This window comes from Dysgonomonas termitidis (assembly GCF_042654545.1).
Classification (GTDB): domain Bacteria; phylum Bacteroidota; class Bacteroidia; order Bacteroidales; family Dysgonomonadaceae; genus Dysgonomonas; species Dysgonomonas termitidis.
Genome location: NZ_JBHSGN010000009.1, coordinates 1 through 21,982, shown reverse-complemented (window position 1 = coordinate 21,982; position 21,982 = coordinate 1). Strand labels below are relative to the sequence as shown.

Sequence of the window (21,982 nt, the reverse complement as noted above, 5' to 3'; positions counted from 1 at the left end):
TCATTTGATCTTTACTATAGATGCAGCTACAACATTCGCCACTACCTCGCGTAGGCGTGATACTGCTCCTTTATCATCGGGATGTACCCTGTTGGTTAGTAGTATGACTGCGGTGCCTGAGCCGGGATCTATGGTAATTGATGTACCCGTATAGCCTGTATGCCCGAATGCCGACGTATCGAATAAATCCCCATCGCTGGCATAGCCGGAATATACATCCCATCCCAGTGAGCGTCCGAATTCTTCAAACCCTTTCGGGACGGAGCGCATCGCCCGGACTGTCAACGGGCTCAGTATGCGTACACCGTTGATCTCCCCCTCATTCAGCAGCATTGCGGCAAGTATGGCAATATCTTCCGCGTTGGAGAATACGCCTGCATTCCCGGAAACCCCGCCATTCATTATATTGGCCAGCGGGTCATGTACTTTTCCTTTTAATACGGAGCCGTCGGCCTGTCTTTGGGTCGGAGCCGTCAAATCGAGCGTTTCACCCGTAGGATTGTAATCGGTATGCTTCATTCCCAGTGGGTTGAATATATTTTGCCTGGCGAAGTTTTGCAGGCTCATACCCGATATATTCTCGATGATGCGCTGGAGGGTTATAAAGTTGAGGCAACTGTAATCGAATACTTTGGTCGGTTCATTGTTGCGTTTCACATTCGATATGTATGTAATCAGCCCGTCCGGATTCGGGACTGTATATTGTTTCTTTAATTCTTCTACGGGAGCATAGGGTGGAAGTCCTGATGTATGGGTCAGCAAATCGACAATTCTTATATTTCTTTTTCTTCCTGTTATAGTATCTGTCCACGGCTGGAATCCCGGTATATACGTAGCCACCTGGTCCCTTAACCTCAATTGTCCACGTTCCAGTAATATCATTGTAGATATTGCCGTGGATACGGGTTTGCTTAACGATGCGAGGTCGAATACCGTATTTGTGGTCATCGCTACTGTTCCGGGATATACTTGTTTATTACCATAAGCTTTCAGGTAAGCCAGTTTCTTATGCCTTACCACAGCCAGTACTGCTCCGGGGATGTCTCCATCCTGAACAGACTGGTTAATGGCATTGTCTGCATATATCAGCCTGGACTTATCCAAGCCTGCTTTTTGGGGGTTGACCAGGGGCAGCGACTGTGCGTAAAGCGTGCTGCATACCAGGATTAATAATATCGGGAAAATTATTGTTCTTTTAATCATGTCAGACTGGTTTTAATTATGAGTTATAAGTTTTTTGCTGCGAAATACTCTATAATACTGACACCTGAAAGTCAATCATTGATGATCGGCTCTGTAAGCATCTACTGCCTTTTTTACCGACCCATGCAATAGCAGGAGCCGTTGCGCCTGCCCGTAGTCCAGTCCCAATTCGTCTATAATCATGCGGGTGCCTCTGTCTACAAGCTTGTCGTTGGATAGTTGCATGTTTACCATGCGGTTTCCTTTTACCCGTCCCAGTTTAATCATGGTAGAGGTAGTAATCATATTCAATATCATTTTCTGGCCTGTACCCGATTTCATACGGGAACTACCGGTTACAAATTCGGGGCCTACAATCATTTCTATAGGTACATCAGCTTCCTGTGACAGGGGAGAGCCGGGGTTACTGGAAATAGAGCCTGTAAGGATTCCGTGTTTCCGTGCTTCGCGTAAGGCGCCGATAACATAAGGAGTTGTTCCCGATGCCGCAATACCTATTACCGTGTCCTTTTCGTTGATGTTATATGCCTGTAAGTCGCGCCATCCGGTCTCCGGATTATCTTCCGCTTTTTCTACCGGATTCCGTAAAGCTGTATCCCCGCCAGCTATAAGGCCTATCACAAGTGTGTTCGGCATCCCGAATGTAGGCGGTATCTCGGATGCATCCAATACACCCAGTCTTCCGCTGGTGCCAGCTCCCATATAAAAAATACGGCCGCCCTGTTGCATACGAGGTATGATCTGCGATACGAGTTTTTCTATCTGAGGGATGGCTTTTTCTACTGCTAAAGCAACTTTCTGGTCTTCTTTGTTAATATCTGTCAGAAGTTCATGGACAGATTTGTTTTCCAGATTGTCATATAATGATGGTTGTTCTGTTATTTTTATAAAGGACATTTTTAATTAAGAATTAAGAATTAAGAATTAAATGTGCCTACGACTTGCTGGCTACTATAATATGTGATGAGGCCTTCCATCGGGGACTGCGTGATTTTACCGATTCTCAGGCCTAAATCATCCCCTGCTTTTCTCAGTATTTGCTGATAATGAAAAGCAACAGATCCGGTAAAATGCACATCATAGTCTTCATATTCATACTGCATTACATTTTTGATGTAGAAATCTTTAAACGCATTATATATCAGATCATATACCGTGCTGTCATTGATGTTTTCGAGTATGAACGGAGACAGGCTTGCCAGAAACCTGTTCGGGGTAGGCTGGCGATATACATTTTCGAGAATAATACCCGGGGTAAGATTGTACCGGCCGAGAAAAATTTCTTTTATACCCGGTGTCAACTGATTTTTGAGGCATGCGCCTACAAACAGGCGGCCTAAGGCAGCGCCGCTCCCTTCATCTCCCAGAATATAACCTAAGGGGGAAACATTCGACGTGATCTTTTCACCATCATAGAAACAAGAGTTTGATCCTGTCCCGATAATACAGGCTATACCTGCACTGTGTCCGCATAGCCCTCTGGCAGCAGCGAGTAAGTCACTTCCGACTTCTATCTTGTCAACTTTGAAATTATCGGCGATAGCAGATCTTACTATTTCATTCTTTTCCGGAAATGCGCACCCTGCGCCGTAAAAGTATATGGCTTCTATCTTATGACCTGATATATAGGGAGTAAGAGAGATTCTCAATTCTTCACTGATTTCTTCGCGTGTGCAGAAGAATGGATTTGCTCCTTTTGTGAAAATCTGTTTTATCAGTTGACCTTTATTTATTAAACACCAGTCAACCTTGGTAGAACCGCCATCTGCTAATAAAATCATATCTTATTATTCTTTACGTTATCCAAATTGTACTTATTCTTTTTCAGTTTTTGTTTTCTTTGTCAATAATAACAGGCCGACGAATGTGAAAGCCGCATTCATTATCAGTAATTCATAGCTGAACGAATATCCGTTGAGCCATTTTTCAGAATTCAGGTCTATTACAAGACAAAGTAGCGGGGAGAGGACTGCTACAAGTGGTATGTATTTATCTTTTACTGTTAGTTTGGTAAATATACCAAAAGCAAACATCCCCAATATCGGCCCATAAGTATAACTTGCCAAAACATAGACTGCATTTATTACCGACGTATTATTCAATAAATTAATAACAATAATAACCACTCCCATAACAATGGCCATCGCTATGTGTACTTTTTTTCTTTTGTTGGCTGTTGTGCTATCCGACCCTTTTTTAGTGCTGCCCAATATGTCGACAGTGAAGGATGTGGTCAGCGATGTCAATGCCGAGCCCGCAGCTGCGTAAGCCGCCGAAATGAGTCCGATGATAAATAATATTCCTACTACAACAGGAAAATATCCGCCTGTGGCCAGCATAGGGAATAATTCATCGCTCTTTTCCGGAATAGTTATACTGTTGCTTGCTGCAAACATATACAAAAGTACTCCAAGCATTAAAAATAATAAAATAATAACAATCTGAAGCACACCACTTACGATAAGATTCTTTTGGGAGTCTTTCGGATTTTTGCAACTCAGGTTTTTTTGCATAAAGTCTTGATCTAGTCCGGTCATTGCAATCACCGTAAACACTCCCGCGAGAAACTGTTTGAAGAAATATCTTTTGTCATTAATATCGTCAAAGAAGAATATTTGCGAATATTTATTGTCATTGATGGACGATAGCATGCCACCAAAGCTGAAATCCATATCGGAAGCGATATAATAGATACACATAACCACCGATACGATGAGGCATAAGGTTTTGAGCGAATCGGTCCAGATAAGTGTTTTTACGCCACCTTTGTAGGTATATAGCCAAACCAGAGCAATAGATACCGCTACATTGAGAATAAAAGGTAAACCGAATGGCTCGAATACAAGGAATTGGAGTACCGCACACACTAAGAATAAGCGTACTGCCGCCCCTAGCATTTTGGAAATAAAGAAGAACCATGCGCCTGTTTTGTAGGATGCTATCCCAAACCGGTTTTCAAGGTACTCATAAATGGAAGTCAGGTTCATCTTATAAAATAAGGGAATCAGGAGGAAGGCGATAATGAATTGTCCGACAGCAAAACCTACTACCATTTGTAAATAGGCAAAATTACTTACAGCTACCATACCGGGTACGGATACAAACGTAACGCCGGATATTGCCGATCCTATCATAGCGAAGGCAACGATGTACCACGATGATTTCCGGTTGCCTACAAAGAAACTTTCATTATCGGCTTTGCGGCTCGTTATATAAGATATGCCAAACAAGACGGCAAAATAGGAGATGATGGTAATAAGTATTAATATTGGATTCATGTTCTTAGTTATGGGTTATGAATTATAAGTTATAAGTTACAGGTCTATTCGGCATACAAAAGGTATGGCTTGCGTTGTTCCCTGAATTTTTCAACATCGTCTTTCCACATTTCTTTTATTTCATCAGCCGACCGCCCTTCCATTATCATTTTCCGTATGTAAGATACTCCTACGAGCTTTTCGAAAAACGGGCGGAAGAAATGATCGTCCAAATTTAAGTTTTTATAAGCATCTATGATGTATGACAGGTCAAAACCTTTCTTAAATATTTCTTCATCTGGGATATTCCTGAGGTCTACACCGAAACATTCACGGTTGAGCTGCGGAGGATTTTTCGCACCAGGAATGCTTTGCGGAGTGAACGAAAATGAATACCCTTTCATATTCGGATGCCCGTATACCTGAAATGGAAATTCCGTACCTCTGCCCAGGCTCACAGGTGTGGCTTCGAACAGGCATGTCGAGGGGTAAAGATATATCGACTTCATATTCGGTAAGTTAGGTGATGGCGGGACCGGCAGCTGGTATAATGTCTGATGCGTATAGTTTTTGCATTTAATAACAGTCACATCGCAGACACGGGATTGAGGTAACCATTTTTCCCCGTTTATCATCAGAGCCAGTTCGCCTAATGTCATGCCATGTACGACAGGTATCGGCAGCCAACCTACTCCCGATTTGTGTTTCATATCCAGGATAGGGCCATCTATGTAATGACCGTTCGGGTTCGGACGATCCAGTACGATCATTTTCTTGTTGTATTCGGCGCATGCATCCATTAACCGGGCCATGGTGATGTAGTACGTATAAAATCTCAGGCCGACATCCTGGATGTCGATAATAAGAACGTCAAATGAATCCATCGTATCCGAACTGGGCTTTTGATCCTTCCCGTCATACAATGAACGTATCGGTATTCCGGTCTTTTCGTCGACAGAACTGGATACATGTTCCCCGGCATCGGCATTTCCCCTGAATCCATGTTCGGGAGACAGTATACATACCATATTGATCTTGTTTTTTACCAATATATCTACTAAATGTTCTTTTCCGACCATGCCCGTATGATTGGACATTATTGCTACGCGCTTGTTCTTCAGTATAGGGAAAAATTCATTTGTAGATTCAGCGCCTACTATCACCCTATTGTTTTGGGTGAAACAGGAAAGCGATACAAGTATCAATAAAATTAGCAGTTTAAATACTTTCATTTTTTTTTGTTCAATATTTTTTATTTGTAATTAAAAATCATGAATTACTGGGAAAAAACAAGGGACAAACACAGGTTGATCGCCCCTTGTTTCGAAGGGGTGTTACTACTTTTAGTAACGGGATTATATTGCTAGCTAAACAAAATTATTCAACAGTATCCCACCAAACGGGGTATGATAATATCGTCCGTTTTTGTGCTTCGGGATTCGAAGCCAGTAAATTTTCTATATTATAAGTAATCTCATGCGTACATTGCTGAAATCTGCGTGGCCAGTAACGGAGATTGTTCGGATCGGTGGACGGATAACATTCCTGAGCTGCCGCGTCAAATTCGTAAGGCCTACCAAAATCAGGATATACAACGCCGAATTGTGAGTCGGGAGCCGAGTAATTGAACCTTCTCATATCTGTCCAGTTTTGTACGGTAAAAGACATGGAGATCTGTTTTTGCTGCATAATTTTGGCCATAGTCAATTCTCCCGCGCTTTGAGCGACGGCGGCACTCGACAAGAATGCCGATATTTCCGTTTCTGTTATAACCTCTTTCCCCAATACCTGCGGATAATCCTTTAATTTCTCATTCATAGCTTCCATGTGTGCACGGATGCCGGCTTTGTAGGCGGTCAAAGCACCCCCTTTATCTCCTTTCCGAAACATGGCCTCCGCTTTGATAAAACACATTTCGTGGTAACATACCAGGTGGGCGGGAGCGTCGGCACGGATATAGAAACTTCCTGTGGAAGTAACATTGATTATGCTGTTGTTGTAGTTAGGATTGGCTTCAGTGACGCCATTGTAACGATAGGCAAGATAGCGGTCGTTTGTTTCGTCTCCCTTGCCGATTATCCAATCCAGACGATCGGAATAGACGGAAATATATACGGAGTCGCCTTGTCTTGCCGCTGTAGTGTTTGTTGTAAACCACCTGTTGGTAAATGCCGGATCGCTTTTTTGCGCCGCGGTGGCTCTCACAAAACCTGATGGATGTGTAGTTGTGGGATCAGGTTTTGTCGCTGTGATTTCGAATGCTACGGGACCGCTTTTTGTCCGGATGTCCGAATAAATGAGGTCAACTCCTTTCGACAATCTCCATTCTTTTAACCCTGTGGCCGGGTTATAGAACTCCGCACTTGGAATAATCCGTGTGGCACGCGGGTCCTTTACGCCGGAACCTCCGGTATATGTGTTTGTCAGCAGGTCGGTATACCATTTCGACATGCGGGAAGCTGTAGCACCAACATTTGTATGCTGTAATGCCGCTACGGTGCCGGCTTTGTCCGTGGACGCGGTGTTTATAAAGCGCATTACAGTGTTGTCTGCTACCGACTGAGGTGCTTTTGACAACGCTTCCAATACAGCATCGGGGTTATAAAATGATTTTTTACTCAGATTGTTGAGCCAGCGCGCTTTCAGACCGTATGCCAGTTTAATCCACTTTTGTTGATCGCCACCGTTCCATATATCTCCGTTTGATAATGGAGTTGCTGTCGCCGGTTGGCTTCTCGAAAGATTCTCGATCGCTTTTTCAAGCATGTCCATACAGCCGTAGTAAATGGTTTTCCCGTCGTCATATTTAGGTGTAATGCTTGTTCCCAAGGCTTCCGTGTAAGGCATTTCCCCATACATGTCCAGCATCAGCATAAAACCCCAGGCGTGAATTAGCTGAGCTGCGCCCACATACTGCCATGCTTCTTCGGCCGTAGCCTTGTCGATCAAAGGTTGCAGATTGGATGCACAATATACAAACCAAGCCTGATAGGGCCACGTAGTGGAGGCAAGAGGGCAGTCCCACCTTTGTATCTTATCGTTATTGTTATTAGCTGGTACTTTGGTAATATTTTGAGTGATCCATGAAGCCCGCGTACCCGAAGATTCGTATGCGTCGATAAATTGCATTTGGATAGACCTCAACCGGAGGTCGGGTGTAGGCACAGTATTGTTGGCCTTGCTGGGATTTTCGTTCACGTCTAACCAATCCTGACATGCTGAAAAGTTTAACAACAGCAAGAATCCTATTATTATGTAAACTATTTTTTTCATTTTCATGTTGATTTTAAAATGTTATATTGAGTCCGAATGAAAAACCTGCCAACGCAGGGATACCGCAATAGTCAATACCCACGGAACTGGATCCTACGGCACCGGAACCTGCTGCCGATGTTTCAGGGTCCATGCCTTTGTAATTGGTCCACAGCAAAAGATTGGTTCCCGATGCAGTTACTGTCAATCCTTTTATTCCTTTCAACTTTTTCAATGTGCTTTGCGAAAATGTGTATGACAGGGAGACATTCCGAAGTCTCAGCCAATTTACATTTGTCATATAATTGGCTGACTCAAGGTTATAAGCGTTTTGCCAATAATAATTATTGATAATATATTCGCCGCTCAGATCCAGATTTCCTACTTTATACATTTTCCCCGCTTCATATTCGAATGTTTTTGGTTCCGAGTAAACGGGTATTTTTTCTCCGTTCGGGCCAATGTCTTCACCGGTTTGCACCACGCCGGTGATGGATAGTTTGTCACGGTTCGCAGAAAGTGCACTTGTTCCGTTGTTTGTCATGTAATGGTTAGTACCGTTATAAACATCTCCACCTATTCTGTAGTCCAGAAGGAAGGAAAGATTCCAGTTCTTATATTGAAGGCTATTGTTGATGCCTCCAAATACTTTAGGTTCCCTGTTTCCAATTTCATGAGTTGCCAAACCATCGGAAGTAGGCATACCCGATTCAGGGTTTAAAACCAGATAACCTTCCGGGCTTCTCAGCCATTCCGAACCGGAGATTCCCATAAAGTTTCCTTTGTTGAAGGAGGCCGCTTTGGCATTGCCTACTTGCGCGTCGGTGACATACAATATTTCCATTCCGGGTAGTAGCTCGTCTACTGTACCCCTATTGCCCGAAGCGTTGATGGTGAGGTCCCATGTGAAGTTTTTGGTTTTTACGGGTACTACATTTATCGCCAACTCCATACCTTTATTGTTAATAACTCCGGCGTTTGTGGTCTTAAGTATATAACCGGTTGTCTGGCTGGCGCGTGGTTGCATCAATTGGTTTTTACTTTTATTCTGGTAGTAGGTGTATTCTATTCCCAGCCTGTTGTTGAATAATTTGAGGTCGAACCCGTATTCCTGCGATTCGGTGATTTCGGGAATCAAAAACGGATTGCCTTGTGTCCATTCGTCACGAATACCCAAACCGTCCCCATTGTTATAATTAGTAAATTCGGGAGCGTTAACATAGGTATTGGTTACATAGGGGTCAGCATCCTTACCTACTCTTGCCCAGGACGCGCGTACTTTTCCAAACGACAATATATCGCTTTTGGGCAGAAGCTCGGTGAAGAGGATACTACCCGATACCGATGGATAAAAATAAGAACGGGAATTAATAGGGAGTGTGGATGTCCAGTCGTTACGTCCGGTAAAAGTGAGGTATGCAAAATTTTTGTAGGAAGCTCTGAATTCGCCGTAGGCTCCTACTAATCTTTTTTTGCTTTTCGACTGCGCGATGGCAAGGTCAGTATTTGCCACATTTGTTACGACATAGAATTCGGGAATAATGAAATTCCATGCTTTTCTGCCGTTATAAATTACTGATGTGGCTTCGCTTGTTGTCCCCAATAACAAATTCAGGTCGAAATCGCTGAATTGTTTATGGAAATTCGTCATAACATTGGTAGTTGAGTACTCATACGTCCTGTCGTTTTCGGACAATAAGCCTTTTTGATAGATGAGAGAGATTCCGGAACCAGGTGCAGAAAAACGCGACGCATTGGTGGTATAGCGGTCTATACCCAGCGTGGCGTTGACACTCCACCAGTCGGTAATATCCAGGCCGACGTTGACACTACCCGTAAAACGTTTTGTCTTATCTTTTCTTGGCATTTTGTTTAAGATCCAATAAGGGTTGTCATAGTCGTTTTGCACCAAATCCCAGTCAAACAAACGGTGTTTTGTCCCGTCTTCATTCAACCAATAGTTCATATCCAGATTGCGCGGCCAGATGTAAGCGGCCTGTACGGCACCTTCGCCGTTTGAACCATATAGTCCTCCCGATGTCAGTGAACTGAGTTGGTCTGCAATTGAAAATGCTACGTTTGCGCCGACTTTTAATATTCCGTATTTCTGTTCGCCGTTGAAACGGAACGTACTTTTATCGTAAGAAGAGTTCGGGATAATACCCGTTTGATCAAAATTGGAAGCAGAGAAATAAAAACTTCCTGTTTTGGAGCCTCCCGATATGCTTACGGAATTATCCCATGTATTTGCCGGCTGGAAAAAATCCTCAATGTTGTTATATATAGTTTCATTTGCTCCGAATTTGGCTCCCCACGAACTCATTGTGGTGGTGGCATCTCCTTCCATCAGTGAGCCGTCTTGCTGGTAAGAACCCCTTTTATATAGACTTTGTTGTTCGGGTAACCGGTTAGCCCAATTCGTTTGAAATCTGGAGTTTAAACTGACGGATACCGAACCTTCAGATCCTTTTTTTGTTGTTATCAGTACCACCCCGGCTGCCGCGCGCGATCCGTATAGCGCTGCCGCCGCAGGGCCTTTCAGAACGGATATATTTTCTATATCTTCCGGATTGATGTCCATTACACGGTTACTATAAGTTGAGTTGGTGGATTGTGCTCCGTCAAAGGCGCTGTTACCATTTATACTGGTAGAATTGTCATAAATAATACCATCTACGACAAATAGCGGCTGGTTGTCCCGTTCCAGGGAGGTTCCGCCGCGAAGGATGATGTTGGCTCCGGCTCCGGCTCCACCACTAGCCTGAGTGACATTTACACCTGCGATTTTACCCGCCAGAGAGTTGATCGGGTTCGCAGTCTTGTTTTTCATTAACTCTTTGCTATTGAGATCCTGAACAGAATAACCCAATGCTTTTTTTTCCTTTTTTATACCCATTGCGGTTACTACAACTTCATCCATCATCTGGGCATCTTCTTCCATAGTGATATTGATTACATTGTTTTTAGCCTCTACTGAGATAGATTTGAATCCTATATATGAAAAATTCAGCACCTGATTATTATCCCGTACCGTTATTGCATATTTGCCTGATATGTCGGTCATTGTACCAGTAACTGTGCCTTGTATTGTAACACTCACACCTACCAGAGGTTCTCCGTTTCTGTCTATAACAGTACCTGTTATAGTTTTTACCGTTTGTTGCAAATCGGCGGGATTCCCTGATTTTCCCGTATTTGCCTGCACATTTATGCTCCCTGTATTAGATAGTACTAATACGGAAAAGAACACACACAAGAGTTTCTTTATAAAACTTTTCCTGGCTTGTTTTGATGCGATCATAGTAGCATAGGTTTAATTTAAATAATAATTGAAAGTTCTTACTTACTTAATAGAAATAAATAGTGTTTTTATAGCACAATTGCCAATAAAATAAGGTTCGTAATGCCAATGTTATACGTCGAAACGGTATATTTGCCAATAATGTAATTAATGTTTAGATACTAAAATTAGTATAAATTCACATTTTGAGACAGAGAAGATTTTACATCAATGATCTATAGTTTTATCAATGAAGTAATTCGGAACTGATGCTTTCTTTGTTTTTTATTCTAATAACTGATAAACGATAATACACTAACAAATATAAATTAATATATTTAAATAAATTAGGGTATAATGGAAAAAGATCCCTTAAATTAACTTTTATTAATTGTTATAAACAAAAATTCATAACTTAAGACTGCTCCGATGATATCTGATCAGTCCGTCAACGGGATTTTCGATAATACTGTCTATAGCTATCCCCAGGTCTGTTGAAACCTGTTTCAGCATGCTTGAATATTTTTTAGCTACTGATCCGCAGAAGCGCACAGGAAAGTTTTGACAGTCGTATTGTAACACATTTCTTACGAAAAAAGCCTTGAAGCTGCTATATACTAAATCGTAGACATAAGGATGGCCGAGGTTTTCGGAAAGATAAAAGGAGAGTACCGCTAAAAGCCTGTTCGGGAAAGGTTTGCTATATATATAATCCAGTATTTGTTCCGGATTGATGCCATATTTCTTGTAGAAAGGAATGACTAACTCGTCCGGAGCTAGTCCTTTCAGGCAATCTGACAGGAATGCTTTTCCCAGATAAGCACCACTGCCTTCGTCACCTAAAATGAAGCCGAGGGGCCGGACATTCTTTATAATATCTTCTCCGTCATAAAAGCAGGAGTTGGAACCCGTACCCAGAATACAGGCTATTCCTGATTGGTCGTTAAACAGAGACCTGGCGGTACCCAACAGGTCGCTCTCTACAAAAGCGGGGGTGCGGAATTGGGCTTCGAGGGATGCTTTTACTACGTTTTTTTTCTCAGGGGAAGAGCATCCGGCGCCATAGAAATATATAGCCCGGATCTTTGTCTTGAAAAATATTTCGGGTAGCTGTAGCCTGATAGTGTGGCTGATTTCTTTTCTCGATTCGAAATAAGGGTTTATTCCATCGGTAAAGGAATGTTCGGAAACAGAGGTTCCATTGACTAAACACCATTCGGTTTTAGTAGATCCGCTTTCAGCCAAAAGTATCATTGTTATGTAAGTGTATATATTAAAAATAAAAACCAATATTATAAATCAATGCAAAAATCTTCATGTATGCAAATATAGAAATTATATGCAGAAATCGGATAGATGTGATATTATATAAATTCTGGCTGGCAATTGGCTCCTTTAGAGCAGTTGCGGGTAGACGGTATATAAGGTGCAGGTTGCCTGTTCTCTGTTTGCAGTATAGTTGCTTTACGTCATTGTTTCGCCCTCGCTTCGGCGATTGCTGATAGGCACATTTGTATATTGGTAAATTGGCACATCGGTTTACTGTAGCCTTTTTTACCGTTTTATATACTATCGCTTATATACCCTTAGCTTTGGCGCGGGTCAACACCCCACATCAACTTGTTACGCAATGTATTATAAAAAGTATTCTCTTTGCGCTTTATAACTCTCAGTGTAAAATCGGCTTTCTTTATTATCAGTTTGGTTCCCGTAGTAAATATGTTGGAACGCCCGTCCAGTGAGATAAGGAAATTCTGATTACGGCTTTCAACCTCCAGCGTAAGCACACAATCGTCTGTCACTACCAGTGGCCTGTTGCTAAGGCTGTGGGGAGCAACGGCAGCTATAACAATATTTGCTGCAGTCGGAGTCATTACCGGGCCACCCACACTCAACGAATAGGCTGTAGAGCCGGTCGGCGTTGCGATAATCAATCCGTCCGCTTCGTACGATGTGAGGTATTCATCGTTGATATGGGCGTGTACAGTAATCATGGATGCTGTATCCTGTTTCAATATCGCGATTTCATTCAATGCGTAATTGAAGCCAAGATAATCCTTGTGCTCGGTAGATAATTGCAACTGGCTGCGATGCTCGATACGGTAATTACCGGAGAAGATATCGGCAAATGTATCCTCGAGGTCTTTGTCACCTACATCTGCAAGGAATCCTAGGCGCCCGGCATTAATACCCAATATGGGTATATTCTTCTTGCCGATGATAGATGCCGTGCGGAGAAATGTTCCGTCACCGCCGATGCTGACAACCAGGTCGACATTGAATTCATCGTTCATAATTATACCGGCAATATCATATTCTAAAAAGAGTACATCTTTAAGATAATTATAGAATTTCTGCTGAAGGTATATTTCAGTGTTATTGTCCAGCAGGATTTTGAACAATTTTTCTACCTGCTCTTTCTTTTGATGTTTACTCCCGAATATCGCGATCTTCATTATCTTATAATTTTGGATGTATACCAAACAAATAAACAGTCAAGCTGTTAATAAATTGGAACTGATACACACTATTTCACCAATTCGTATTACATTTGCATGACGTATCATTTTGCAAAGTTGCTAAAAAGTTTTAACTTAATAATGATAGATTTAGTATTTGATGTTTGAGGGTTCGTTTTTTAGGTAAAAGAGAGTATTTAATGATATAATATAAAATCATAACTTACTATTGTTTTTTTACTTACCAAATAATAAATAGGTCTGTGACCTTAATTGTTTTTTATGACCAAACTTAGTGTAAATATAAATAAAATAGCGACTTTACGTAATGCGCGTGGCGGGAATATCCCCGATGTACTGAAGGTAGCTCTTGATTGTGAAAAATTTGGCGCACAAGGAATCACAGTTCATCCTCGTCCTGACGAAAGGCATATCCGCTTTAAGGATGTGTATGACCTGAAAGCCAAAGTAAGGACAGAATTTAACATCGAAGGCTATCCTTCCCAGAAGTTTGTAGACCTGATTACGACGATCAGGCCCACACAAGTAACCCTTGTTCCCGACAAACCCGATGCCATAACATCTAATGCGGGTTGGGACACTGTCGAAAACCAGCAACTGTTGTCCGATCTGGTTGACGAATTCAAAGCAGTCGGTGTACGTACTTCCATCTTTACCGGAACCGACCTGAAGATTATAGAGTTCGCCGCTAAAACCGGAACCGACCGGATTGAACTATATACCGAGCCGTATGCCAATGACTATGCAAAAAATAAAGAAGCTGCTGTCGCATCTTTCCTGGAAGCTGCTAAGCATGCAAAGAAATTAGGTCTTGGAGTAAATGCCGGGCATGACCTGAGCCTCGAAAACCTACATTTCTTATATAAGAATATTCCCTGGCTCGACGAAGTTTCTATCGGTCATGCGCTGATTAGCGATGCACTGTATATGGGCTTGGAGAAGACTATAAAGGCTTATAAAAACTGTTTAAGAGAAACTCCCGAATTATTAGATTAAGATATGGAGGCACAAAAAGATAAAATGATAAGTATAATAGGAACTGCGGGTTTTCATCTGCTGATTATCCTGTTCCTGTTGTTTTACTATTTGAAACCATCGCCGGTCATACGCCATTCCGACGAGCTGGGTGGAGTGCCTGTTATGTTTGGCAACGTAGCCGATGCGGGCGGTGATGACGAACCCTTTGGCAGGGGAAATGGAAATCAGGGTGCAGCAGAAGCAACCTCTCCGAATGTAGTGGAAGATCCCATCCCGATGGTAGAGAATACCACAGTCAAAGCAAAACCGACTGTAACCAATACGCAAAAAACAGCCGTCACCCAGGACTTTGAAGAAACGGTAGCTATAAAAGAAGCCAAACGGAAAGCCGAAGAGAAAAAACAACAGGAGGCTGCCGAACAACATAAGAAAGCCGAAGCCGAACGTATCGCTCAACAAGAAGCGGCTAAAAAAGGCCAGATAAACAACCAAATGGCAGGATTATTTGGTAATGGAACAGGCAGTGGCAGCCGTGGAGAAGGCACCGGAGAGGGAACACAGGGTGTACCTACAGGAAATGCGAGCTACGGCAAGACATCCGGTGTAGGGGGCTGGGGCTCTTTCGATCTCGGAGGGCGCAGTCTTGGCAGTGGAGGACTTGTTAAACCGAATTACTCTGTGGATGATTATGGTACAGTAGTTGTCGACATACTCGTGAATGCCAAAGGCGATGTCGTAGAAGCTATGATAGGGAAAGGAACCAATACCCCGAATACCAATCTGCGCAACGAAGCATTAAGGGCGGCAAAAAGAACGAAGTTCAACGCGGTATCTTCTGTTACCAATCAAAAAGGAACGATCACATATAAGTTTAATCTAAATTAAATTGGTATGAAGACTATATTTATATTTCTCACAACCGGATTTGAAGACATTGAAGCGATTGCTACAATCGATATTCTGCGCCGGGCTGAGTTGAATGTTAAATCAGTATCCCTGACAGATAGCAGGCAAGTGGCGAGCAGTCATCAGGTAATGGTTACGGCCGACTTGATGCTTGACCAGGTAAATTTCTCCGAAGCGGAACTGCTGATATTACCGGGCGGGACAACCCGATTTAATGAACATGAGGATATGAAAAAAGAGTTGCTCGCTTTTGCCAATAAAGGCGAAAAGGTAGCAGCGATATGTGCTTCGCCGATGGTATTAGGCGGCTTGGGATTACTGGATGGCAAAAAAGCGACCTGTTATCCCGGCTTCGAACAATACCTGAAAGGCGCTACCCTGCAAACAGATAAATCTGTTGTAGTAGACGGAAACATCACAACAGGCCGTGGCCCCGGACTTACAATCGACTTTGCCCTGAATCTGGTAGAACAACTGGCCGGAAAGGAAAAGCGTGATGCCGTAGCTGCCGGACTATTAGTAAAATAAAAACACGAAATGATGGGATTTGTCTCATCATTTCTGTTATTAAGGTCGCGGACCTATTTATACTATGGCTTTTGTATCTGTAACAGCAATCGTCAGTAATAATAAAACAATGTTGCATTAAATATTTTAAATATAACTCAAACTTAGAAAATGGAATTTTTACATGAAGTATGGAACTTCTTCCTCAACCTGCTGCGGGACACCGGCGGCACGCTTGATATGCTGGTAACCGACTATGGAGTATGGGTATACGCCATATTATTCCTTATTATTTTCTGCGAGACCGGCTTGGTTGTCACACCTTTTCTTCCGGGCGACTCCCTGCTGTTCCTGGCCGGAGCCATAGCTGTACGCCCTGATAATCCTCTTCATATTTATTTTTTAGTTGCCATACTTATAGTTGCTGCAATTATAGGGGATGCAGTCAATTATACGATCGGCCGTTTTTTCGGGCAAAAACTATTCAGCAACCCTAATTCCAAAGTGTTCAAACAGGAGTATCTGGAAAAGACGAATAAGTTTTATGAAAAACATGGCGGTAAAACCATTATACTAGCCCGTTTCGTACCGATAGTACGTACATTTGCCCCTTTTGTTGCGGGTATGGGCAGAATGAGTTATAAACATTTCTTCTCTTTTAATGTTATAGGAGGTATAGCCTGGGTGGTTATTTTCTGTACCCTGGGAGCCCTCATCGGACGACTGGAGTGGGTTGAGAAGAATCTGGATAAAGTAGTTATCCTTATTGTGATAGTATCCATTCTGCCGGCAATATACGAGGTCATAAAGGCTAAATTGGAAGCGAGAAAGGCGACAAAAGCCAAAGGATAAAAAGATATTACATCTTAAACTATTACCACTGACACTGACAGGAGCTTAACTGCTCCTATCGTGATAGTGGTTTTTCATTTAATAAAAACCATAAACTACTATTGTTATGAACAATATAGCAAACATACCCGACGCGGGAACAAAAAAGAGGCTGGTCATCATCGGCGGTGGATTCGCCGGTCTGGAGTTAGCCAAGAAGATGGACAAGAACCTATATCAGGTAGTATTGATAGATAAGAATAATTACTATCAGTTTCAACCGCTGTTTTATCAGGTAGCCACCGGAGGACTGGAGCCCAGCTCTATTTCCTATCCCCACCGTAAGAATTTCCAAAAGAATAAGAATTTCCATTTCCGTATGTGTGAGGCGCAGAATGTTGACCCCGGGAATAAGGTGATACACACAAATATAGGCAATATTTCATATGACTATCTGGCCATATCAACAGGATGCGACACTAATTATTTTGGTAATGACAGTCTGAAAGACAGTACCTTTGCCCTGAAATCAGTGTCAGAATCTTTACTTCTCAGAAACAGGATATTACTTAGTTTCGAAGAAGCCCTTAGTACGGATGATGATGACGAACTTAGAGAAATACTATCATTTACCATCGTTGGCGGAGGGGCTACAGGTGTTGAACTGGCAGGGGCCCTGGCCGATATGAAGAAATCTTTCCTCCCTAAAGATTATCCTGAAATAGATTTCACCAAGATGGATATCCATCTCGTAGACGCCTCACCCCGGTTACTCTTCGCCATGTCGGAGCAGGCATCGGAGAAAGCTGCCGAAACCCTGAGAAGCCGCGGTGTAATCATCCATCAGGATATATCCGTAAAATCTTACAATAAGCCGTTTGTAGAACTTAGCGACGGGACTAACATCCGCACGCGGAATGTATTCTGGGTTGCAGGGGTAAAGCCGAACAGCCTGAAAGGACTCGCAGATACTGCGTACAACAGGGGGCGGCTGTCTGTCAATGAATACAATCAGGTACAAGGCTATGACGATATATTCGCCATAGGGGACACTGCCATCCTTATATCCGACAAGAGCCCCAAAGGCCATCCGCAAGTGGCGCAGGTGGCGCTGCAAATGGCAAAACGCCTGGCAAAAAACCTCAATACTGCGGCCAATAGCGATAGTTGGGAAAAATTCACCTATACGGACAAAGGGTCATTAGCTACCATCGGGCGTAATGCAGCCGTTGCCGATCTGGGTAAATTCCGTTTTGGAGGCTGGTTTGCCTGGTGGCTCTGGCTATGGGTACATATACTGTCGATTGTAGGTATGAGGAATAAAGTTTCCGTGTTCATAGACTGGGTATGGAGTTATTTGAACTACGACGTATCGTTACGTTTGTTTATTAAACCAAAGTTTAATAAGATGTATAAAGATGAATTGTAACTCTAATGAAGTTACAATTCATATCCATAAAGCTCTCATTTATCAAAAAGTAACAAAGGTAACAGATATATCAGTAAACAGTGAACAGTAAACAGTAAACAGTGAACAGTAAACAGTGAACAGTAAACAGTGAACAACTTGTATTTTGTATCTCGTATCTTGTCTACTCGTAACTCGTAACTGCCCTAGGGCGAAGTAACCTGTAACTGTTAAAAGGTAACACTTTTTTACTTATTACTTTTTACCCACATTGTAAGTCCCCCGAGGGGAAACAACGTTCGGCGGAGCCAATTTAGGGGGCCATTTCATTCTTTCAAAGAACTCCGGCTAACAGCCTTTAACTGTTAGCAACCTTATCTGTATCTTGTGTATCTCTCTATAAAGACATAGCCTTATATACATTCGAATCAGCTTCCTGATATAGATTTCCGCTGAATTCTATTCTGTTGCTGTTAAAGTTCGGATTTATGGTTGCATTACATTGATTGGAACCGTTGGTCAGCCGTAACGTGACATTGGCTGAAACTGCCGTTCCCTGCACGGTCATGCTAAAGGTAATGTTGCCTTTCTTATCCGATTGCATTTTTACGTTCGACACTTTTCCGTCTACAGTGATACCACCGATCCCGTTAGGGCCTGCATAGGGCGAATTGAAAGCCATCTGAATAGTCGCCTTATCCTGATGCATGGAGATGAAATTTGTGTTGGCGCTTACATAAACAAAACGTCCGTATTTAAAATCGATACGGTCGGCTTCCAATACGAATTCCCTGTCGTTGAGCGCCTGGACTGCCTTTTCAAACCACATTCTCTGTTCCGCTTCTTCGGCCGCAGCTTTGAGCGGGTCCTGCTGAGTTTTGCATCCTGCAAAGATTAACAGGATTGATGATAATAGAAATACAATTGCTTTCATAATCTTTCCTTTTTTTAAGATATACCTGGTAACTTTTTGAATTAACGGTCGCGGAAACGAAGGCGCGGCAATATTATTCATAATAGGATACCAATAAATTTAAACAGTTACTTAAAATATAACAAAACCTGTTAACGAATGGTTTAACTATTCAGCAGGGTTTTGTTAATACAGGTAAAAGATTAATCCTCAATTTTATATAAATAAGGTTTCGTGAATGATCTCTCCCACGGTAGGATGAGGAAATACAATCTTACGGAACTCTTCCACAGTAAAGTCTTTCTCTATGGCTATGCCTGCGATAACAATCAGCTCCGAAGCCGGATTGCCCAGCATATGGCAGCCTATGATCTTTTCGTCTTCACCGGTTATTAATTTGCACATTCCATTAACCAACTCGTTCTCTGCCACAAACCGTCCTGAGTATGCCATCGGTAGTTTCAGTACGGTATGCTTTATGCCTTTTGCAATAAGTTCTTCTTCGGTTTGTCCTGCTCCCGCTATTTCGGGATTGGTATATACTACTCCCGGGATCGCTTTGTAACTCATCCTGTCCGCTTTACCGAAAATATGGTTTACGGCCACCTCCCCTTCACGCACAGCGGTATGGGCAAGCAGTGAATGGCCTGTAATATCTCCGCAGGCATATATGCGGGGATGCGATGTCCTCATAAATTCGTCGACTTTTATTCCGTTGCGGTGCATTTCAATATTCAGTTTTTCCGGATTCAGGTTTGCTGTAACCGGTCGCCTGCCTGTGCTTAGCAGTATTTGGGTTGCTTCGACAGATGATTGCTCCCCGTCTTTTTCAATAATTACCTCCCCGTCTTTTATTTCCACTACTTTTGTACCGAGGTAAAAATCAATACCTTTTTTTGCGTACTCGGTACGGAGCATGGCGGACAGTTCCTTATCCATAGCGCCGAGTATTTCGGGCAGCATTTCTATGACGCTGACTTTTACACCGAGGCTGTTAAAGAATGAGGCAAATTCCACACCGATAACTCCTCCGCCTATGATTGCCAGCGATTTGGGTACTTCCTTGTTGTCCAGCGCTTCTTTCGATGTCCAGTAGCCACTTGAGTCTAGTCCCTTAATGGGCGGCACTATTGTTTCGGAGCCTGTGCAGAGCAGTACATATTTTGCTGTATATGTTTCGTCATCATTGCCTACTAGTATGTTCCGGCTGTTATCTTCTCCGATAAGATGTACCTCCGCACCGATAATTTCCACTTCGTGAGCGGCCATTTTCTGTTTGATGCCGGCTACCAGTTTACGAACGGTCTTTTGTTTGCGGGCGATTATTTTACTTAAATCAAAACCCGGCTGCCCTTCGACTGATACTCCATACTTTGCCGAATGTTTTATATTGTCTAATGTCTTGGCAGAATACAGCAGTGTCTTGGTAGGGATACATCCTTCGTTCAGGCAAACACCGCCTAATGCATTTTTTTCAAATAAAATAGTTTTTAATCCGTTTGCGGCAGCTCTTTCTGCGGCGGTATATCCGGCAGGGCCTCCACCGATAATGGCAATGTCGTACAGCATAGTAATATAGGAAGTTAAAGGTTTATTTTTATTATGTTTCTTTTATTTAGGGATAGCGAATGTTGTAAAGTACAGGTCTGCAACACCTACATCTGTCTGATGGCAGAAATCTTTCAGATTTTTTAAATCATATCCATTGGTCCTCCATTTGCTGAGTAATATATCGGCATCATTCAGTATCCTGTTTTCATAAGATTGAACCTTTTGCATAATACCATTTCCATCTGCGGAAATTAGTGCTGTAAGATTTATATAATCTGTACCCTCTCCGCGCGTAATGGGGAAAAGCTGTTTTTTCAGCTGGAGCGACCAGTCGCAAAGTTTTGCATTGCCTGTTTCATCGGCCAGAAGTATGGAAGGGCAGATATTCTCTTTGCTCAGCCATACCGGTATTGCAACGGTTGTAAGCGGTGAACCCAGTATTGTCCACATTGTGGTAAGGGCGGGCGATTCGTTTTCCTTTACACCCTGTACAACCATAGCGGATGATGTGCTATAGCGGGGGATAAAATCCCTGAAGGGTACGAACATCCGTTTGTTGGTATTCTCCGGTATCAGGTCATATAGATTTACTCCTGTCAATCCGTGTGTAAGATGGCGGGATACATCTTGCAATAAAAATCTGTATGAGAAAGAATTTGATAACGATGCCTGATAGAACAGAGGTTCGGCAGCCTGATAGCGGCTTATGCCCTTATCGCGTTCCCTATCGCCGGAAAAAGAGTAGTTTGTGCGGACAATATACCCCAGAGGGGCGGTATTGGTATCGTTGGCGTCGAACTTTTTGTATGTATAATCTCCTGTTTCGTAATAGGCTGCGCCACCCTGCGCATCTATCACTCCGAAGTTGGCACTCACATACATCGGCTTGGGCAATGAGTCCAACAGGCGTTCAAAGTCGGCCAGAGTGGCACAGCGTTGCAATGCCAGTTTCATAACCACGCCTTCGAGCTCGTCTTTACCGGCTTCATCGGGGTTGAGGTTGTAAGAAGCCGAATTCATTATGGCGAATCCGGTGGAGTTATAGCCTCCCCATACTTCTTTGCCTGCCTTATCCGAACTGTTTACAATGCCTGCATAACTGTACTTGCCATCGGTAAAGTACATCAGTTTGTTTTGCAGGCTGCTTGTATCCCTGTGCTTGTAGAGCAACGGACGGCCATCGGCGATGTATTTACCCGAAATAATGGCAGTGGTACAGGCCAGTGCAGGAAAAGATATGATGATGAATAAGAAAAATATACATAGTGTCCGCTTCATAGTTTCAAATTTTATCCTTTAAAGATAGACTTTATTTTACGCTTATTAATTATATATTGTAAAAAAGTAACAAAGGTAACAGATATATCAGTTAACAGTAAACAGTCATCAGTCAATAACTCGTAAGATGTAAAACTT

Annotated in this window: 16 protein-coding genes and 1 pseudogene; 5 read left to right on the top strand and 12 right to left on the bottom strand. The window is 42.7% G+C overall.

Translation table 11 applies throughout. The annotated features are described in order from the left end of the window. Positions 1-15: 15 nt before the first annotated feature. The 9 genes and pseudogenes from ACFO6W_RS01505 to ACFO6W_RS01465 form a co-directional block, all read right to left on the bottom strand. Positions 16-1,203: pseudogene (locus ACFO6W_RS01505) on the bottom strand (serine hydrolase domain-containing protein); the annotation flags it as partial. Between the two features lie 75 nt (positions 1,204-1,278). After that, entirely contained in the window at positions 1,279-2,100 is an 822-nt protein-coding gene (gene murQ, locus ACFO6W_RS01500) for an N-acetylmuramic acid 6-phosphate etherase (RefSeq protein ID WP_379993537.1), read from the bottom strand. A gap of 20 nt (positions 2,101-2,120) precedes the next feature. Beyond that, on the bottom strand, positions 2,121-2,984 hold the full coding sequence (locus ACFO6W_RS01495) for an ATPase (protein WP_379993536.1): 864 nt from the start codon (positions 2,982-2,984) through the stop codon (positions 2,121-2,123). Positions 2,985-3,017: 33 nt separating this feature from the next. Then, positions 3,018-4,481: a sodium:solute symporter gene (locus ACFO6W_RS01490; protein ID WP_379993535.1), complete on the bottom strand. Its 1,464-nt coding sequence runs from the start codon at positions 4,479-4,481 to the stop codon at positions 3,018-3,020. 44 nt (positions 4,482-4,525) lie between these two features. Next, positions 4,526-5,692, bottom strand: a complete 1,167-nt coding sequence (locus ACFO6W_RS01485; RefSeq protein ID WP_379993534.1) for an exo-beta-N-acetylmuramidase NamZ family protein — start codon at positions 5,690-5,692, stop codon at positions 4,526-4,528. Positions 5,693-5,837: 145 nt separating this feature from the next. After that, positions 5,838-7,733, bottom strand: coding sequence for a SusD/RagB family nutrient-binding outer membrane lipoprotein (locus ACFO6W_RS01480; RefSeq protein ID WP_379993533.1), 1,896 nt, complete (start codon positions 7,731-7,733; stop codon positions 5,838-5,840). A gap of 13 nt (positions 7,734-7,746) precedes the next feature. Then, a complete protein-coding gene (locus ACFO6W_RS01475; protein ID WP_379993532.1) occupies positions 7,747-11,013 on the bottom strand; it encodes a SusC/RagA family TonB-linked outer membrane protein in 3,267 nt (1,088 codons plus the stop codon). 387 nt (positions 11,014-11,400) lie between these two features. Then, the gene (locus tag ACFO6W_RS01470) at positions 11,401-12,246 is read right to left on the bottom strand and encodes a hypothetical protein (RefSeq protein ID WP_379993531.1); all 846 of its coding nucleotides are present in this window, start codon (positions 12,244-12,246) and stop codon (positions 11,401-11,403) included. Between the two features lie 332 nt (positions 12,247-12,578). Continuing rightward, positions 12,579-13,448, bottom strand: coding sequence for an NAD kinase (locus tag ACFO6W_RS01465; RefSeq protein WP_379993530.1), 870 nt, complete (start codon positions 13,446-13,448; stop codon positions 12,579-12,581). A 285-nt stretch (positions 13,449-13,733) separates the two neighbouring features. Here ACFO6W_RS01465 and ACFO6W_RS01460 point away from each other — a divergent pair, with 285 nt between their 5' ends. From ACFO6W_RS01460 to ACFO6W_RS01440, 5 genes are all read left to right on the top strand, one after another. Next, positions 13,734-14,468: a pyridoxine 5'-phosphate synthase gene (locus ACFO6W_RS01460; protein ID WP_379993529.1), complete on the top strand. Its 735-nt coding sequence runs from the start codon at positions 13,734-13,736 to the stop codon at positions 14,466-14,468. 3 nt (positions 14,469-14,471) lie between these two features. Continuing rightward, complete coding sequence (gene tolA / locus ACFO6W_RS01455; protein ID WP_379993528.1) at positions 14,472-15,335, top strand: cell envelope integrity protein TolA; 864 nt, start codon at positions 14,472-14,474, stop codon at positions 15,333-15,335. Positions 15,336-15,341: 6 nt separating this feature from the next. Next, positions 15,342-15,884 (top strand): DJ-1 family glyoxalase III, encoded by a 543-nt coding sequence (locus ACFO6W_RS01450; RefSeq protein ID WP_379993527.1) that lies wholly within the window; start codon positions 15,342-15,344, stop codon positions 15,882-15,884. A 150-nt stretch (positions 15,885-16,034) separates the two neighbouring features. Further along, positions 16,035-16,715, top strand: a complete 681-nt coding sequence (locus tag ACFO6W_RS01445; RefSeq protein WP_379993526.1) for a DedA family protein — start codon at positions 16,035-16,037, stop codon at positions 16,713-16,715. 106 nt (positions 16,716-16,821) lie between these two features. After that, positions 16,822-18,123, top strand: a complete 1,302-nt coding sequence (locus ACFO6W_RS01440) for an NAD(P)/FAD-dependent oxidoreductase (protein WP_379993525.1) — start codon at positions 16,822-16,824, stop codon at positions 18,121-18,123. A gap of 376 nt (positions 18,124-18,499) precedes the next feature. Here ACFO6W_RS01440 and ACFO6W_RS01435 read toward each other — a convergent pair whose 3' ends face one another. The 3 genes from ACFO6W_RS01435 to ACFO6W_RS01425 form a co-directional block, all read right to left on the bottom strand. After that, positions 18,500-19,036: a DUF4251 domain-containing protein gene (locus ACFO6W_RS01435; protein ID WP_379993524.1), complete on the bottom strand. Its 537-nt coding sequence runs from the start codon at positions 19,034-19,036 to the stop codon at positions 18,500-18,502. Positions 19,037-19,231: 195 nt separating this feature from the next. Further along, entirely contained in the window at positions 19,232-20,584 is a 1,353-nt protein-coding gene (lpdA, locus tag ACFO6W_RS01430; RefSeq protein ID WP_379993523.1) for a dihydrolipoyl dehydrogenase, read from the bottom strand. Between the two features lie 42 nt (positions 20,585-20,626). Beyond that, complete coding sequence (locus ACFO6W_RS01425) at positions 20,627-21,844, bottom strand: C45 family peptidase (protein WP_379993522.1); 1,218 nt, start codon at positions 21,842-21,844, stop codon at positions 20,627-20,629. Positions 21,845-21,982: the final 138 nt, after the last annotated feature.